Here is a 16,081-nt window from a genome sequence, read left to right as displayed (position 1 = left end):
TACCTCCGAGGACTCGAAAATATCCTCTAGGGCCCGACTCTTGCATCCAAGGAAGCACTTGGGGATGTAATACGTACATCGATGCACCTTCGTTCCCACACTTTCAGCCAAACCTGCATTCAGGTCGCTTTAACTACCGCCAGATGGATGAGGAGACGTGCTGTGTGGTCACAGCCAACCAAGTATACCAACGCTCCTCTCCACACCCGGTTCTTCCTCTGAACTAGGGTTGCCCGGCTCGCCACCTCCTTCGTGATACCGTCCAATATCATCTGTATGGTCCTTTGGAAGTCCATTCTCGCTTACGACGGCACCGCGTTCCACGGCTGGCAGATCCAGCCCGGCCTCCCTACCGTGCAGGGCTCGCTCGCCCAGGCCATCCTCCACGTCAGCGGAGAATCCGTCCTGCCCCAGGGGTCCGGCCGCACCGATACCGGCGTCCACGCCCTCGGACAAGTCGCCTCCTTCTCCATCGCCGCCCCCATTCCCGGCCCAAACCTCCACCGTGCCCTCAACCGCGCCTTACCCCCCGCCATCCGTATTCTCTCCCTTGAACCCGCCGCCCCCGGCTTCCACGCCCGTCACAGCGCCATCGGCAAGACCTACGAGTACCGCATCTTCCCCTCGCGCCCCTTGCCCCTCACCCCGATCCCCGACCCCATGCCTCTTATCTGCTCCCCCATGCTCGCGCCCTTCGTCTGGGACTGTCCCTTCCAGCTCGACCTCGCTCTGCTCCAGAACGCCGCCGACGCCGTCCTCGGCACCCACGACTTCACCTCCTTCGCCGCCTCCGATCCCGACCTTGCCACCCGCGAAGCCTCGACCGCCGCTCCAATCCACGCCACCAACATCCGCACCATCCACAGCTCCACCTGGATTCTCTCCGACGGCCTCCTCCTCTACCGAGTCACCGGCAGCGGCTTCCTTCACCACATGGTCCGCAACCTCGTCGGAACCTTCGTCGAAGTCGGCTGCGGCCGCATCGCGCCGAACTCCGTTCCGTACATCCTCAGCCTCCGCGACCGCTCCGCCGCCGGCCCCACTGCACCCGCACGCGGTCTCTTCCTGATCGAGGTCAACTACTGATGCCCGCAGCCACCGCTCAGCGCCGCATCACCAAACTCGTCAGCCTCACCCCCGTCCACCGGGCCTTCCACTGGCTGCACCTTCATCAGCCCCAGCTTCGTCAGTGGCAGCTCGAGCTCGTCCGCATCCCCGCCCCACCCTTCGGCGAGGCCGACCGAGCCGCCTGGTTCCTCGACCGCTTTCGCCAACTCGGCCTCACCAACCTCCAGATCGACGACGAGGGCAACGCCCTGGCAGAACTCGAATCATCGGAGGCCACAACAACCCCAGAGATCAAGCCGCGCCGCGCTCCATGCATCCTCATCTCCGCCCACCTCGACACTGTCTTCGCCGCCGGAACCCCCTGCGACCCCATCGAAGACCCCGACGACGCCCGCATCTACGCGCCCGGCATCTGCGATAACGCCTCCGGCCTCACCGCCCTGCTCGCTATCGCCGCCGCCCTGCGTTACGCCAAGATCCAACCCCCAATTCCCATCCTCTTCGCCGCCAACGTAGGCGAAGAGGGCGAGGGCGACCTCCGCGGCATGCGTCACCTCTTCACCCGCGGCCCGTACCACGGACGCATCGTAGCCGCGCTCGCCCTGGAGGGCTCCGGAACCAATACCGTCGTCACTCGCGGCCTGGGAAGCCGTCGCCTCCGCGTCACCGTCACCGGTCCGGGCGGCCACTCCTGGACCGACGCCGGCACCTCCAACCCCATCCTCATCCTTAGTCGAGCCCTCGCCGAGCTCGCCCAGCTCCGTCTCCCCTCTACCCCCCGAACCACCCTCAACGTCGGCCACATCTCCGGCGGCACCTCCGTAAACTCCATCCCCGAGTCCGCCACCGCCCTCCTTGACCTCCGCTCCACCGATCCCGACCAACTCATCGCCACCGAGCAGGACGTCCGCCGTCTCCTCGACACCACTTTGGCCGTCTGCGCCCGCGAAGCCACCCGTCAGCGACCCATCCGCGTCCCCGCTAAGCTTGAAATCGAGGTCATCGGCAGCCGTCCCGCCGGAGCCCTGCCCGACGACTCTCCCCTCCTCCACACCCTCCGCGCCATCGATCGCCACCTCACCCTCCACACCGAGCCTCGCATCGGCTCCACCGACGCCAATATCCCCCTCGCCCTGGGAATCCCCGCCCTGGCCCTCGGCTCCGGCGGTATCGGCGGCGGCATCCACACCCTTCAGGAGTGGTACGACCCCACCGGTCGCGAGACCGCCCTCCGCCGCATCCTCCTCACCCTCCTCGACACCGCCCAACGCATCGCCGACACCGTTCCTGCCCCGTGACCCCCAACACCACTTGGTACACTTCACTCCGTGAAACTCTCCGCGCCCACTCCTCAGTCTCTCCGCCCTCTCCTCGACAGACAGCCCAAAAGATGAGCAGACGCCTCACCCCCAGCGCACTCGCCCATCTGCTCCTGCTCGCCGTAGTCATCGTCTGGGGATCGACCTTCGCCCTCGTCAAGGACGCCCTCCAGGACGTCTCGCCGCTCCTCTTCAACCTCCTCCGCATGGCCATCGCCTTCCTTGTGCTGGCCATCCTCAACCACCGCCTCCTCCGCAAGCTCCCCCGCCGAACCATCCTCTCCGGCCTCCTCGTCGGCCTCTTCCTCGCTGCCGGCTACCAATTTCAGACCGCCGGACTCGCCCGCACCACCCCCGCCAAATCCGCCTTCATCACTGGAATGGTCGTCGTCTTCGTCCCCCTCTTCACTGCCTTCCCCATCCTTCGTCCGCGCGGGACCCACGCTCCCCGTTGGAATGCGGCTCTGGGAGCCCTTCTCGCCTTCACTGGCTTGCTTCTCCTCACCACTCCGCCCGGAACCCACCTTCGGGAGATCTTCTCCACCATCAGCCTCGGCGACCTCCTCACCCTGGCCTGCGCCATCGCCTTCACCGGACATCTCCTCGCCTTGGCTCACATCTCTCCCGGCCTTCCCGCTCTCCAGATCGCCACCCTTCAGATCGGCTTCGCAGCGCTCATCATGGCCATCACCTTACCTCTCGGCGGTCCCGTCCACATCGTCTTTACATCCCGGCTCTTCATCGCTCTCGCTGTGACCAGTCTGCTGGCTACGGCCGCCGCCTTCACCATTCAGAGTTGGGCCCAGCAACATCTGCCGCCCACCCACACCGCAATCCTGCTCACCCTGGAGCCCGTCTTCGCCTGGCTCACCTCGCTCCTCTTTCTGGACGAGCGCCTTGGCCCCCGTCCACTCACTGGCGCCGCACTGATCCTTATTGGTATTATTTGTATAGAGCTACTCTCCGGAACCCCTCCCATCGCGGCGCACGCCTCATAAATTACACATACATTTGCCTCCCGCCAGCGTCTAAACAACCGTAACGCCTGGCAAGTCCGTCAAATAACGGAATACCAGGCTCAAGAGAATATACTTAGTCTTTCGCTGCTCGATGCCACGTCGGATAAACGGGCCACGCACACAGCGAAGCACAGCTCGAATGAGGTTAGACCTATACATGGATACACCCAAGAACCCTACCCTGCTGGAGCGAATCCGCAGTCGACGCCTTACCGCAACCTTTCTGCTTCTTGCGACCTTCTCGGTCGGCATCCTCGCCGGGTCCGTACTGACCCACAGCGTCAGCGGCAAAGAACAGGTGGTCGATACCTCGGATGCGCGGCCGCTCGTCATTCCCTCCCCCAAAGAGCTCTCTAACGGCTTCTCCGCCATCGTCAAGCAGGTCGGCCCGGCCGTAGTCAACATCAACACCGAGTCCCTTCCCAAGCAATCTGCCAATAAAACTCCCCGTCGCCGTGGCCAGACCCCGCGTGGTGGCCAGCCAGGCAACGATGACAATCCGTCGCAGGGCGATATGCAGGACTTCTTCAACCGCTTCTTCGGCGGTCAGGGCGGAGGCGATGGGGACGATGATGGTCCCGCCGGCAGTGAACGCCGCGCCCTCGGATCGGGCTTCATCGTCGATTCACGCGGCTACATCATCACCAACAATCACGTCGTCGACAAAGCCGACAAGATCTACGTCAAGCTCTCCACCGATCCTGACGGCGGTCCCGGCGATCAAGGCCGCGCTGCACGCGTCGTAGGCGTTGATAAAGACACCGACATCGCAGTCATCAAGATCGAGTCCTCCACCCCCCTTCCGACCATCAAGCTGGGCAACTCCGACAGCGCACAGGTCGGCGATTGGGTCCTCGCCATCGGCAGCCCCTTCGGTCTCTCTCAGACTGTCTCCGCCGGTATCGTCTCTGCGAAGAACCGCTCCATCGACGAACCCAGCCCCAACGGCATCTCGCAGAGCCAGTTCCAGCGCTTCATCCAGACCGACGCGGCCATCAATCCGGGTAACTCCGGCGGTCCTCTAGTCGATCTCGGCGGGAACGTAGTCGGTATGAACACCGCCATCTACACCCAGTCCATGGGCTCGCAGGGCGTCGGATTCGCCATGCCGTCCAACATCATCGCCTCGGTCTACAACATGCTCATCGGGCCGGAGCATAAAGTCACCCGCGGTTCGATCGGCATCAGCTTCCAGCCTGCCGTCTCCTCGGCGGTTGGCCGCATGTACGGCTTTACCAACGGAGTCATCGTCGCTACCGTCAGCCCCACCGGCGGCGCGGCTAAGGCCGGCCTAGAGCCGGGCGACGTCATCGTCTCCATCGACGGACGCAACATCAAGGACGGAGATGATCTAGTCAATGACATCTCTGCGCGCAAGGTTGGTTCTTCCGTCAAGCTCGGCTACATCCGCTCCGGAAAGCAGAACACCGCCAGCGTCCTGATCGGTGACCGCGCCAAGACCTACGCCGACCTCGCCGGAAACGACGGAGACGACAACGCAGCCCCGCAGGAGTCGGACGCCGGTCAGAGCACCCTCGGCATCACCGTCTCGGCAGTGCCGCCTCCCATGCTCAAGAAGCTGAACCTCACCGGAGGCGTCATCGTTACCTCCGTACGGCCCGGCTCCTTCGCAGACGAGATCAATCTCAACAAGGGCGCCATCATCACCACCATCAACAAAATGCCCGTGGCAGACGAAGCCAGCTATAAGGCCATCGTCTCCAAACTCAAATCCAAAGATGACGTAGTCTTCGTCGTCCACTACCCACAGAGCACTGGCAACACCTACGTCGGCGGAACTCTTCCATAGAGGACCAAGTCGTTGGTAAGAAAGGGCGGCCCAGCAGCATGGGTCGCCCTTTAGCTTTGAAAAGCAATTTTAGCCATTACAAAAATTAACCCAGTACTCAAGCAACCTTTCCTGTTGCGCAAAGTGGTACACACATATAGTCTTACTCGTGTCGGCAAGGCTCGTACCTGGAATAGGTACTATCCTCAATACAAGGGTGCAATGGTAACTATGCGGTTTGGTCGAATCCTTCTCAGCTCGACGCTCCTTCTTATTACAGCGCTTCCCTCCTTCGGATTAACCCATCCCCGACGCGGACCCACCGCCCCCCGGTTCTTCACCAGGCACACCAAGACCACGACTAAAAGCAATAAGCAGGCCGCAATCGCCCCTGAGCGCGCCACCGAGATTCAGACCGCCCTCATTAAGTCGGGATACCTCTCCGGAACGCCCTCGGGCACCTGGGACGCCACCACCAAGTCCGCCATGCAGAAACTTCAGGGCGACAACGGCTGGCAGACCACTCTGGTCCCTGACTCTCGCGCCATCATCAAATTAGGTCTCGGCCCCAATCAGGACGTAAGCCTCACCCGTCCCACCCCCGAAGAGAGCCGCTCCCCTTCCGCCTCCACCTACTAAGACATCAGAGACCTAAAAGTAAAGAGAGTCCGCCGCTAGCGGACTCTCTTTTTGATTTACGACACAATCTCTATTCTCCAGACTCCCAGCCACGGGGATAAAGATAAGAGAACGTTCATCCGCTGCGAATCAGCCAGCTCGATAGCAGAATCCCATTGAAATCAGGCATTAACAATTACCTCTAATTTTCTTTCTCTCAATTTCCCAGCAAAATCGCATGTCAAGTCCAAAAAACAACTAACCCCCATGCCAACAGCAACTTACAGTTGGCACTTTAGTTTTCACTCAGTCGCTACAATTAATAAAGAAGATCCAATAAGAAAGGTCTCTATAGGGCGAGGGGCGAGCAAGGACATAACCAAAACAGAATGACCAATTTACCTCCAACCCGCCAGGAATCAGAAGCTTACGATAGGATGGCATCCCTAAGCCTCTTTGATTCAGCCGTTTAGCTGAAAGAGGGGGGAGGGGGGGAGGCCGTAAACAGGTAGTCCTGCATATCCTCGGCACTCCGGGGAATGCTGCCAAAGACACCGCGAGTCCCGCTCTCCAGCCACATGCGCAGCCAGTAATACTGATGTAGCCGGACAAGACACGCAGCCAGCGGTCGCTTCTGTTCTAACCGAGCAGTAATCCTGGCCGCCATAGCATCCTCATCCGCGACCTGCTCCATCGCCACCGGAACAGCTTCAGTCTCCAACAGCCGCGATCGGACCGCCTTCAACTCGGCATCCTGAACCAAGCCGCTCTGCACTCGCAGCCCTGACATCTGCTCCACCGCATAAGCCAGCGAAGCGTTCAACCTATCCTCGCAGCCCAGATACAGCAACCGCGAACCAGCGACCCGCAACGGCACCAGACCATAGTCCTCGATGAACCGCCGAGGCATCACCAACGCCATCTCCCGCGCCTCGAATCCCTCCGCCGAGAGCACCGGACAGTTCCACTGCAGACTCAGTCCACGCGTAACGTGCTCCGCCTCCACTCCACACGCGGAGATCAACCACTCTCCAATCCTGCCGAATCCAGCCTCCTGCTGCGCCTGTAACGCCACCTGCAACTGTGAGTGAGTAATCCACCTCTGCGCCAGCATCACCAACCCCAGTGGAACACGATGCCGATGCAGTCCCTCCTCCACCCTGCGCTCTCCCGCCTCCCGCCTCACCGCTAACCGCACCATCGCCAACACACACCGCCCACTACATCCCCAACGACCCTCGAAGACCGGCCGCCTCCGGCTCCGCCACGGCCTCATCCAACCACTCACACACTCCACACTCCCGCACGAGTGCCGCACTCCCTCATCGAAAGAAATTCGCGTCTCTGCTCTCCGATGCATCTCCTGAGGAAGCAAAGCATCTTCAATCTGCGAGATGTACCGAACCTCCTCCTCTCGTCCTCGTCCTAGAACAGGCATCGAATGCTCTCCAATCGCATCTGCGGCGCAGCCACTTCTGTGATGCGCAACGCAAAGTTACCACTCACAACCACCACTTCACCTCGCGCAACAATCCTGTCTCCCACCACCAAATCGACAGGTTCGGATATATGCCGATTCAACTCCACTACATCTCCAGGTCCCAACTCCAAGACCTCTCGCAATACCATCTCGCGCGATCCGAACTGTAACGTAGCATCCAACTCGATGTCATACAGAAGACTCAATGCGCTCTCATTGCTCTGTGCTTCACCTTCCATCGTCGACCTCTCTCTTACTGCACAGTGACTTCAACCTGCTCCGAATTGGTACCAGGAAGCTCTACCAACTGAGCCCCACGATGCTCTCCCGTCCTCACTGGATGCGCTCCTCCGAACGCTAACCCTCCAATACGAAGCTCCGCATCGGAGTTCTTCCCCAAAGGCAGCCGCAGTATCGATCCAGGAACTAACGTCGCCAGCTCACGCGCCCGCATTCGCATCGGAGGAAATTGCAGCACAGCTCCAACCTTAGCGTCCTCCATCAACTCCCTCATCCTGCTCTTCGCCTCGCTCGACCGCCTGCGCTGTCTTCCTCCCTCCGCTACCATCCGCCTAAGAATCGCGTTCAACACAGAGGCCGGAAAGCATAGGTTCAACATCCCCAGCGCCTTCGGCACCCTGACCTCGAAGCTCACACACAACGTTCTCTCCATAGGAGTCATCATGCGTTCAATCTGATCCTCAGTCTCCCGCCGCTCCAACTCCATCTGCAGTCCCACTGGCTGCCATGCCAGATTCAGCTCTTGGAGGATCTTCTGTACCACCGAGAGCAGAATGGCCTCCTCAATATCGGTCAACTCTCGGGGTTCCGTCGGATGCCCTGTCCCGCCAAGCAAGATGTCGACCATCGGCAGAGCAAGCGCAATATCAATCTCCATCAACCCAAGCGCATCAAATGGAGCCAGCCCCATTGAGCACACATACATAGGCTTGGAAAGCCGTTCCACGAAATCGACGAACGGTAACTGCTCCCCTGCCACGAGTCGTACATCGAACTCAGTTCGAAGCCAAGCCGCCAGCTTGCGCATCAGGTTCCTGGCAAACAGGTTATTGACGGTGCTGATCGCACGCATCTGCTCATTGCTGATCTGGCCGGCACGGCTGAAGTTATAAAGCTCCGGGGACGTTTCTTCTTCTACCTCCTGAACCTCCCCGACCTCTCCTAACATCCCCGCCTTGGCTGCAGCAAACAACGCGTCAATACTGTCCTGTTCAAGCTGTTTCTTCATATATGTTCCTTTTGTGTTTGCCCCTGAATGTTACCTATCGAGTCTGCACTACGATCGAGATGCCCTCTTCTGGCCTTCCTTGAGTGGAACTTTCGTCTTAGGAGCCGCCGATTTGTTGGACTTCAATCCCGCAAGTGCGACACGCAGACGTACAACTGCGGACGAATGAATCTGTGAGATCCTTGACTCCACAACCCCGAGGGTCAGACCGATATCTTTCATCGTCATCTCCTCGTAATAGTAGAGGGTCAAGACAAGCCGCTCCCGTTCGGGTAGATCCTCGATGGCGTCGACCAGCCTCTGCTTCATCTCGCCTTTCAAGCAGCGGAAGAGCGGGTCTTCGTCAGGAGAACCAGGAACATACGCTAACTCCTCGTCGCCTGAATCCTCAGCTCGCTCCATATGCAAGCTGCCGATCTCCAGCCCCTTCAGATCGCCAAGAAGCTGCTGATACTCTTCGAGGCTAAGCTGCATCTCAACTGCAATCTCCTGTTCAGCCGGGGCGCGGCCTAGCCGCTGCGTAACCGAACGGATGGCCTCTTCCACTGCCCGTCCCTTGCGCCTCAACTCGCGTGGGCTCCAATCGAGCGTGCGCAGCGAATCCAGGATCGCCCCTCGAATGCGAAACTGTGCATAGCTCTTGAACTGCACCTTCTTGCCATGGTCGAACTTCGTAAAGGCATCCATGAGTCCTACAACCCCGGCCGAAATCAGATCGTCCAGCTCCACATGCTGAGGAAGCCGTTCGTGAATACGCCGAGCGATGTACCGGACAGTCGGAAGATGTTCCATCAATACCCGATCGCGCTCGTTTGCCAATTTATTTTCCTGTTCTCCAGCTTCCATTCCGCGGTCGTCCTTAAAAGATTCGAAGACAGAGTCCGCTGGTGTAAACATCCCCGCGAGTTTGGTCCCACTCTCGAAAAGCGTTCGGCCGGTCTCAAGCTCGCCACGGTTCATTGGTCCGTGCAGCATCTCCGCATTCATCAAATTTCCTGTGCTCATCGCTCCTCTTCCCATTTAGCCCTGGTCTCCTGAATCCATCTCAAAAGCTCCTTATCCCACCGTCCCGATGCTGCGGACCTTGATCTCCGGTGGAATCTCCCCTGGAGCCAATACCGTCACCTTCGGAAGAAAAGGCTCCAGCCATCGCCTTACGTGATAACGTGCCGGACTCGGAATAAGAAGCACGGGGAATGCCGCAGTCGACGCCTCTCCGGTTAGGCGTTTCACAGATTCCATAAGCCTCTTCATAAAGTTGCTCTGTACCCCGGCAGGCCGGCCGCCATCTTCCAACAACAGCGCGGAGCTCTGTGGATCGAAGGTATTAACCAACTCCGACTCGAGCCCAGGCTCCAACATCAGGACACGCAATCCACCCTGAGCATCCAGCAGAGGATGAATCAAACCGCGTCCGAGTGACTGCCGCACACTCTCCACAAGATGAACTACATTCTTCGATTGCTGAGCCGCCTCAACCAGGACCTCAAGAATTGCACCCAGATCGCGAATCGAAACCTGCTCTCGCAAGAGCTGCTGCAGCACGCGCTGCACCTCGCCCAACGTCATCAGCTTCGGAACCAGTTCTTCCACTAATTTCGGATGGCTCTCGTTCATGCTATCCAGCAGACGTTTTACTTCCTGCCTCCCAAGGAGCTCATGGGCGTGTCTTCGGATCAGTTCACCAAGGTGCGTTCCAATCACCGTCGTCTGATCGACTACCGAATATCCCGCCGCGAGCGCAGCCTCTTCCAAGCCAGGCTGAATCCAACGTGCCGCGACTCCAAATGCAGGTTCTCGCGTCTCCACTCCAGCCAACTGTCGCGCCTTCGGATCTGAGTTCACCGCCAACAGGAAGTTCTGTTCTGTCTGCCAGCGAGCTATCTCCACGCCCCGCAGGCTCACCACGTACTCACGCGGCCGAAGCCTCAGATTGTCCGTAATATGAACTGCGGGCACGATAAAGCCAAGCTCTGTTGCAAGATGCCGCCGCAAAGAGCGAACGCGGTTAAGCATCTGGCCCCCTTGTTTCTCATCGACGAGTGAGATCAACTGGAAGCCGATCTCCAGCGTCAGCTCATCCATCTTCAGCAGTGACGCAAGGTTCTCACCCTTGGCAGCCTCAGCAGCCTTCGCTTTAGCTCCCGTGGTATCAGCCGCAGCTTCCTCTGCAAGAGCAAGGGTCTCCTCACTCACCGCAGGAAGCCGTTTGGCCATAACCGCCACGCCCGCCGCCATCAATAAAAATGACAACTTCGGAAGTCCGGGAATCAGCGCTAGCGACACCAGCACGCCACACGCAATCCACAGCGTGTTCCTTCCGCGCAGGAGCTGTGTTCCCAACTCGTCATTCAGCGTCCCGGCAGAAGACGCTCTCGTCAACACCATTCCACCTGCAATAGAAACCAGCAGGCTCGGAATCATGGTCACCAGTCCATCGCCAACGGTGAGGATGGTATAAGTCTTCAAAGCCGTAGCAATATCCGTTCCCTGCTGCAGTACACCGATCAGCAAGCCCGCGACGATATTGATGGCTGTAATCAGAATCGTCGCCAACGAATCCCGCTGGTTGAACTTTGCCGCGCCATCCATCGCGCCGTAGAACTCAGCCTCTCGCGCTATCGCCTGCCGGCGTTTCCGTGCGCCTTGTTCATCGATAAGGCCCGCATTCATATCCGCATCGATCGCCATCTGCTTGCCGGGCAAGGCATCCAGCGTGAATCTCGCCGTAACCTCTGCGGTCCGTACCGCGCCATGACTAACTACAAGAAACTGAATCGCAATCAACGCAAGGAAGAGCACGAAGCCCACGACATAGTTACCGCCCACAACAAACTGCCCAAACGCCTCAATCACGGCACCTGCAGCGTGTGTCCCCTCATGTCCATGCAGGAGAATTCTACGGCTTGACGCGAGATTCAACGACAACCGAAACAACGTAAGCAACAGTAGTAACGTCGGAAACACCGAAAAATCTACCGCTCGACGAATCTGCACCGCAGTCAAGAACACAATCACCGATGCCGTGATCGACGCTGCTAACAACAGATCGAGAACGAAGCTGGGCACCGGGATCAGCATCACAAAGACCATGCTGATTGCTGTCACGGGCAAGAGCAGGACTTGAATCTTTCGGGCCGAAGCCATTTTTTTGTTTCCTGCCTCTAACTCACTCACATACCACCTCCAAAATCCCGCCACCCCGGTCCGTTCGTCACCGCCCGAATCCGTGCTTGCTGCCGCATCGCCTCAGCATGTTGTTCCTGACGTCGCCGATCTTCCACCTTCTGTCGATAGAGATAAGCCAAAATTCCAGCCACCGCCGCATACAACTCAAATGGAATCGACTGTCCTGGCTCTACCGATTTGTACAGACTGCGTGCCAGCGGCGGATTCTCGATCATCGGAATACCCAGCCATCGCGCCTCCTCCCGTATCTCTGCCGCAAGCAGGTCGCGTCCCTTGGCCAGCACCGTCGGCGCGTGCATCGTCTCGAAGCTGAACTCCAATGCCACCGCATAATGAGTCGGATTGGTAATCACTACGCTCGCTCTGCTCATATCTGCCTTAACCTTGCGCCGCCGCATCGCCATCTGAACCTGGCGAATACGCATCTTGATCTGTGGATTCCCCATCGCATCGCGAATCTCTTCCCGCATCTCTTGCTTGCTCATCTTGAGTCGATCGTTCCAGCTTCTCCACTCCATCGCGTAGTCGAAGCCGGACCAGGCCAAAGTCACCCACGCGGCATCGACCATCAGTTGATATGCAGTCGAAAAGGTAGCAGGCAAGCGCAGGATGCTCATCACCGGCATAGGAAGCATCAGCCCCTTCAAGGAAGCCCAGCCAAATGCAACCATCGCCGCCGCAGGCACAAGAGACTTCGCCGTCCGAGTCACACCCCGTAGGCTGAATAGATTCCCAAGGTTAGTCACCGGATTAAATCGTCCAAACTTCAGTTCGAGCGCATTGGGATGAATCGAGACGCCACCACCCTGAGCCACGCCTACGATCAGCGCTCCGCAAAAACTAGCTGCCATCACCAAGCCAATCGGCATCAATGCAGGCGCCATCATTCGATGTACCGCCTCGTTCCAGCCCTGTTCCCCTCCTTCTCCTACTCTCGCTGCCTGTAAGCTTTCGAGGTACACACGTCCCCAGCTTGCAAGGAATTGACGAGACATCGCCCCCAACATTACAACTCCGCTCAGCATCGCTACTGCGGAGAGTAACTCTCGGCTTCGAACCACGTCGCCCCTGGCCTTGGCCTTCTGTTTCCTTTGCGGGGTAGCTTGCTCTGTTCCCTTTTCACTCAAGGCGTCACCATCAGCTTTCCAGCCGCATCGAGCAGAGCTGTAAAGTGGCGCTCAATCCATGCAGGCCACAGCGCTAGACTGCCAATCAGCACACAATAGGACACCAGCGTCTTCAGTGGAACGCTCACCACCATCGCAGGTAGCTGTGGCGAGAGCCTGGAGATCAGCGCGATCGTCACCTCTACAGTAAGTGCGGCAGCGATCACCGGCGCTGCCAGTTGCAGGCCAGCCATAAAGATCCCACTCCCCATCATGACTAAAGCTGCGCCCGTCTTAGCCTGCACTGCGGCGTGCCCCACTGGCACGACCCGAAAGCTTCGTACGATAGCGGCCAATAAAGTCCGATCCAGTCCGGAGCCAATCACCACCAATATCCCCAGCCAGCCAAGCATCTGTCCCAGCACTGGAGTCTCTACCTTTGAGTTAGGATCCAGCAGATTCACCAACGAAAAGCTGAACTCCATTCCCAATAAAGCTCCTGCGAACGTCAACGCCTCATTCATCAGAGACAAAGACAACCCAAAAACGAGCCCAACACCCAACTCACCCAACACAGCAGTCATGTCCAGGGTCGCTCTGGCGCCAGGTATGACTGCCACTGCTGGAGCCAGCAGTACAGTCATCGCAATAACAAAACCTGCCTTCAACCTCGGCGCCACAGCAGCCGATGAGAAGACTGGAGCGAATACCATGAGGCTGCCCAATCGCATCATCACCAGCAGTGCGGCAGTCAGATACTGCGGCCAGCCTTCGATCAAAGGACTTATCTCGGCGCTCATCGTTATCCCAGATATCGCCGAAAATCGGTGAGAAGCCGAAGCGTAAAACTAACCAGCCGATGGATCGTCCAGGGCATCGAGATCATGGTCACTACAAACACCGTTACCAGCCTCGGAACAGCCGTCAACGTCTGCTCCTGTACTCCGGTCAAAGTCTGTAACAGACTGACCAGAAGACTCACAGCGCACGCGGATAACAGCAGCGGCAGGCTGAGTATCATCGCCTCCGTCATCAACCTCCGCATGATCTCTACCGTCTGATCTGGTCCCATATAGCCTCTTTGTCCTCGCTCACAACCACTAAAAACTCTTGATCAACTGCTCCGCCAGCAAGTGCCAGCCATCCACCATCACAAACAGCAATATCTTCAGCGGGGTCGAAACCACAACAGGGGGAAGCTGCATCATGCCTATGGAAGTCGTGACACTCGCGACCACCAGATCCACAAGCAAGAAGGGGAGAAATAGAACCGCCCCGATCTGAAATCCAGCCTTCAGCTCGCTCAAAATGTAAGCAGGGACAACCACCTGGATCGGCAGATCCTGTCGCGTCGCGGGCCGTGTAGCCATCCCTGTCGCGGCAAACACAGACAGGTCCTTCTCGCGCGCGTAACGCAACATATACTGCTTCACCGGTTGTACGCCTCGATCCATCGCCTCCAATCCAGTGATAGATCCAGCCTGATAAGGCACGATGGCCTGCTGCTCAACCTGTAACAAAACAGGTTCCATAAGAAACCATGTCATCATCAATGCCAACCCCATCAGCACTTGGTTGGAAGGCGCGGTCTGTGTTCCCAATGCCTGCCGCAAAAAATGAAAGACTACCAGCAGACGCACCAGGGGTGTCATCGACAACAACAACGCCGGCAGAAGCGTCAGCAATGTAAGGCCGACAACAATCGACCAAGGCAGGCTCTTCGTGCCCTCAAGCTCCGCGGCAATCGACTTTGTTCCACCATCTCCAGCGGCATTCCGCTTGTCTGTGCGTGGCGAATGAGAGGCCAAGGCGTTCTTTATCGCAAAACCTCTCTCCCCAGCTCCCGACGTCCTCCCTTCCGCCGGCTTCACCCAGAAAGAAGCTTTGGTCGAGGTGCCCTGCGTCAAAACATCTGTAGGAGCTGGCCTGCCTCCATAGGCCACGGGAACCGCAAACAGCATCAACAAAGCGAACGTCACAAGTTCACGGAGCTTCACCGGTAGTCTCCACGCTCACGAGTGCCCGACACTCCGGACACACTAACAATGGTCTCCACGCTCTCCGCCCCACAACCTACCAGGTATTGCTGCGTCCCGCATGCAACCAGCATCAGTTGTCTCCTCCCTCCAAGCGAGAGAACCTCCAGCAACTGCAGCTCCTTTGCCTCCGTACCGGCACGCTGGCGAAGCCCCCGGACACGATCCAACAACCATCCGGCCAACCCGTCCGCCTCTCTCACGCTCTTCGTCCTGGAAATCTGCACAATCCCTCGCCTTATGCCAAGTGCGTCAAACGCACGCCGATCCGTTGTCCCGAAACCTCAAACTCACTCCATCCGAGTGTTATGTCACCGATCGCCAATGGGACGTCGCTCGTCTGCGGCCACTCACTCGTCAAGATCTGACCTTCTTGCAGCAGCAACAAGTCGCGAATCTTGAGGCGAGTCAGTGCGATTCGTACCACTAACAACATAGGCAACCGTGACAATACCGGCCACGCCAGATGATCCTCCATGCGGGTCCCTCCCGCGTTCCCTTCGGACGCCACCGCCCCCAGTTGCAGCTGCGGGATGATTCGTTCCAGTTGAGCCTCGGCCATAGCATCCCGTCCCCTGACTTGGTAATGTCCCAGATCTCTCATCGCTGTACGAGAAACTCCGTAAAGAAAATGTCCGCCACCTTCAACTCCGAATCGCGCTGCCCAAGCGCCTGCTTCAACTGAAGCTTCAACTTTTCCTTGCCATCCGCAGCGAGAAGGGCCTCCGAAGTCTGATGGCCAAGCACCTCCAGCGCAACATCTCGCACCGCCGTCTCAGCTTCACCTATCCCTTTTCCTTCTTTCGGCTGCTCGTCTTTAGCTTTTTCTTTCTTCTGGTCAGTAGCGACTCGCAACGTCAACCCGAGACGCAAGTAGGCCCTGCCATCTGCATCCGCGAGGTTCGCCACCATCGGCTCCAACACCATCGAATGAAACGATGAGTCCTCCGCTGGCGGAGCCTTCGCAACAGCAATGGAGAACGGCATATTCAATCGACCGCTCTTCGCCAGGTAGTAGAAAGCCCCCGCCAACAGCAGGACCGAGAACACAACAGCCCCAGCGACTGCAATTACCAGCGGCACAATTGCCACCTTCGAGGGCGCGGCGGAAGAAGCCTCATTAGCGTCAAGAGAATTGAGAGTGTCCGGCATAATGCAGAAAGAGAGTGCAAGCGGATGGCCGTTCGCGCGAAGTTCAGATTAGTGAA

The 16,081-nt window shown here is 58.4% G+C and carries 17 protein-coding genes; 5 read left to right on the top strand and 12 right to left on the bottom strand.

The features are described from left to right. Positions 1 to 276 precede the first annotated feature (276 nt). The 5 genes from truA (at position 277) to HB393_RS01595 (ending at position 5,834) form a co-directional block, all read left to right on the top strand. Positions 277 to 1,086, top strand: a complete 810-nt coding sequence (gene truA, locus HB393_RS01615) for a tRNA pseudouridine(38-40) synthase TruA (RefSeq protein ID WP_213803391.1) — start codon at positions 277 to 279, stop codon at positions 1,084 to 1,086. Then, a complete protein-coding gene (locus HB393_RS01610) occupies positions 1,086 to 2,366 on the top strand; it encodes a M20/M25/M40 family metallo-hydrolase (RefSeq protein WP_213803390.1) in 1,281 nt (426 codons plus the stop codon). Before truA ends, HB393_RS01610 begins: the two co-directional genes overlap by 1 nt. 92 nt (positions 2,367 to 2,458) lie before the next feature. Beyond that, positions 2,459 to 3,385: a DMT family transporter gene (locus HB393_RS01605; RefSeq protein ID WP_213803389.1), complete on the top strand. Its 927-nt coding sequence runs from the start codon at positions 2,459 to 2,461 to the stop codon at positions 3,383 to 3,385. A 178-nt stretch (positions 3,386 to 3,563) separates the two neighbouring features. Continuing rightward, positions 3,564 to 5,216: a trypsin-like peptidase domain-containing protein gene (locus HB393_RS01600; protein WP_213803388.1), complete on the top strand. Its 1,653-nt coding sequence runs from the start codon at positions 3,564 to 3,566 to the stop codon at positions 5,214 to 5,216. Between the two features lie 210 nt (positions 5,217 to 5,426). Next, complete coding sequence (locus tag HB393_RS01595) at positions 5,427 to 5,834, top strand: peptidoglycan-binding domain-containing protein (protein ID WP_213803387.1); 408 nt, start codon at positions 5,427 to 5,429, stop codon at positions 5,832 to 5,834. A 448-nt stretch (positions 5,835 to 6,282) separates the two neighbouring features. On the opposite strand, the gene HB393_RS01590 is transcribed toward HB393_RS01595, so the two are convergent. Genes HB393_RS01590 through HB393_RS01535 form a run of 12 tightly spaced genes read right to left on the bottom strand, consistent with a single transcriptional unit; the run spans position 6,283 to position 15,956 of the window. Then, complete coding sequence (locus HB393_RS01590) at positions 6,283 to 7,251, bottom strand: hypothetical protein (RefSeq protein ID WP_213803386.1); 969 nt, start codon at positions 7,249 to 7,251, stop codon at positions 6,283 to 6,285. Continuing rightward, positions 7,239 to 7,532, bottom strand: coding sequence for a FliM/FliN family flagellar motor switch protein (locus HB393_RS01585; RefSeq protein ID WP_213803385.1), 294 nt, complete (start codon positions 7,530 to 7,532; stop codon positions 7,239 to 7,241). Before HB393_RS01585 ends, HB393_RS01590 begins: the two co-directional genes overlap by 13 nt. A gap of 14 nt (positions 7,533 to 7,546) precedes the next feature. Continuing rightward, entirely contained in the window at positions 7,547 to 8,542 is a 996-nt protein-coding gene (locus tag HB393_RS01580; RefSeq protein ID WP_213803384.1) for a FliM/FliN family flagellar motor switch protein, read from the bottom strand. Positions 8,543 to 8,590: 48 nt separating this feature from the next. Then, positions 8,591 to 9,547, bottom strand: a complete 957-nt coding sequence (locus HB393_RS01575; RefSeq protein ID WP_255550707.1) for a FliA/WhiG family RNA polymerase sigma factor — start codon at positions 9,545 to 9,547, stop codon at positions 8,591 to 8,593. Positions 9,548 to 9,598: 51 nt separating this feature from the next. Continuing rightward, positions 9,599 to 11,689 (bottom strand): flagellar biosynthesis protein FlhA, encoded by a 2,091-nt coding sequence (gene flhA, locus HB393_RS01570; protein WP_213803383.1) that lies wholly within the window; start codon positions 11,687 to 11,689, stop codon positions 9,599 to 9,601. Positions 11,690 to 11,715: 26 nt separating this feature from the next. Continuing rightward, a complete protein-coding gene (locus HB393_RS01565) occupies positions 11,716 to 12,858 on the bottom strand; it encodes an EscU/YscU/HrcU family type III secretion system export apparatus switch protein (protein ID WP_213803382.1) in 1,143 nt (380 codons plus the stop codon). Further along, entirely contained in the window at positions 12,855 to 13,637 is a 783-nt protein-coding gene (locus tag HB393_RS01560; RefSeq protein ID WP_213803381.1) for a flagellar biosynthetic protein FliR, read from the bottom strand. Before HB393_RS01560 ends, HB393_RS01565 begins: the two co-directional genes overlap by 4 nt. Before the next feature lie 2 nt (positions 13,638 to 13,639). Further along, positions 13,640 to 13,909 carry a flagellar biosynthetic protein FliQ gene (locus HB393_RS01555; RefSeq protein ID WP_213803380.1) on the bottom strand — a complete coding sequence of 90 codons (270 nt, stop codon included), beginning with the start codon at positions 13,907 to 13,909 and terminating at the stop codon, positions 13,640 to 13,642. A gap of 28 nt (positions 13,910 to 13,937) precedes the next feature. Continuing rightward, the gene (gene fliP, locus HB393_RS01550; protein WP_345944973.1) at positions 13,938 to 14,834 is read right to left on the bottom strand and encodes a flagellar type III secretion system pore protein FliP; all 897 of its coding nucleotides are present in this window, start codon (positions 14,832 to 14,834) and stop codon (positions 13,938 to 13,940) included. Further along, the gene (locus tag HB393_RS01545; RefSeq protein ID WP_213803379.1) at positions 14,831 to 15,100 is read right to left on the bottom strand and encodes a flagellar biosynthetic protein FliO; all 270 of its coding nucleotides are present in this window, start codon (positions 15,098 to 15,100) and stop codon (positions 14,831 to 14,833) included. The genes fliP and HB393_RS01545 overlap by 4 nt, the downstream gene beginning before the upstream one ends. 11 nt (positions 15,101 to 15,111) lie before the next feature. Further along, positions 15,112 to 15,435 (bottom strand): FliM/FliN family flagellar motor C-terminal domain-containing protein, encoded by a 324-nt coding sequence (locus HB393_RS01540; RefSeq protein WP_213803378.1) that lies wholly within the window; start codon positions 15,433 to 15,435, stop codon positions 15,112 to 15,114. A 38-nt stretch (positions 15,436 to 15,473) separates the two neighbouring features. Next, the gene (locus HB393_RS01535; RefSeq protein WP_213803377.1) at positions 15,474 to 15,956 is read right to left on the bottom strand and encodes a flagellar basal body-associated FliL family protein; all 483 of its coding nucleotides are present in this window, start codon (positions 15,954 to 15,956) and stop codon (positions 15,474 to 15,476) included. Between the last annotated feature and the right edge of the window lie 125 nt (positions 15,957 to 16,081).

The organism is Granulicella sp. dw_53 (assembly GCF_018449545.1).
Classification (GTDB): Bacteria; Acidobacteriota; Terriglobia; order Terriglobales; family Acidobacteriaceae; genus Edaphobacter.
Note: the sequence above shows the minus strand (reverse complement) of the source record. Positions and strands in the feature narration are given on the sequence as shown.

What these genes read in the sequence shown, in the direction of transcription:
- HB393_RS01540 (WP_213803378.1), bottom strand. Translation starts at nt 15,435, where the DNA reads ATGGCCGAGGCTCAACTGGAACGAATCATCCCGCAGCTGCAACTGGGG.
- HB393_RS01585 (WP_213803385.1), bottom strand. Translation starts at nt 7,532, where the DNA reads ATGGAAGGTGAAGCACAGAGCAATGAGAGCGCATTGAGTCTTCTGTAT.
- HB393_RS01600 (WP_213803388.1), top strand. Translation starts at nt 3,564, where the DNA reads ATGGATACACCCAAGAACCCTACCCTGCTGGAGCGAATCCGCAGTCGA.
- HB393_RS01580 (WP_213803384.1), bottom strand. Translation starts at nt 8,542, where the DNA reads ATGAAGAAACAGCTTGAACAGGACAGTATTGACGCGTTGTTTGCTGCA.
- HB393_RS01595 (WP_213803387.1), top strand. Translation starts at nt 5,427, where the DNA reads ATGCGGTTTGGTCGAATCCTTCTCAGCTCGACGCTCCTTCTTATTACA.
- truA (WP_213803391.1), top strand. Translation starts at nt 277, where the DNA reads ATGGTCCTTTGGAAGTCCATTCTCGCTTACGACGGCACCGCGTTCCAC.
- flhA (WP_213803383.1), bottom strand. Translation starts at nt 11,689, where the DNA reads ATGGCTTCGGCCCGAAAGATTCAAGTCCTGCTCTTGCCCGTGACAGCA.
- HB393_RS01590 (WP_213803386.1), bottom strand. Translation starts at nt 7,251, where the DNA reads ATGCCTGTTCTAGGACGAGGACGAGAGGAGGAGGTTCGGTACATCTCG.
- HB393_RS01555 (WP_213803380.1), bottom strand. Translation starts at nt 13,909, where the DNA reads ATGGGACCAGATCAGACGGTAGAGATCATGCGGAGGTTGATGACGGAG.
- HB393_RS01575 (WP_255550707.1), bottom strand. Translation starts at nt 9,547, where the DNA reads ATGAGCACAGGAAATTTGATGAATGCGGAGATGCTGCACGGACCAATG.
- HB393_RS01610 (WP_213803390.1), top strand. Translation starts at nt 1,086, where the DNA reads ATGCCCGCAGCCACCGCTCAGCGCCGCATCACCAAACTCGTCAGCCTC.
- HB393_RS01560 (WP_213803381.1), bottom strand. Translation starts at nt 13,637, where the DNA reads ATGAGCGCCGAGATAAGTCCTTTGATCGAAGGCTGGCCGCAGTATCTG.
- HB393_RS01605 (WP_213803389.1), top strand. Translation starts at nt 2,459, where the DNA reads ATGAGCAGACGCCTCACCCCCAGCGCACTCGCCCATCTGCTCCTGCTC.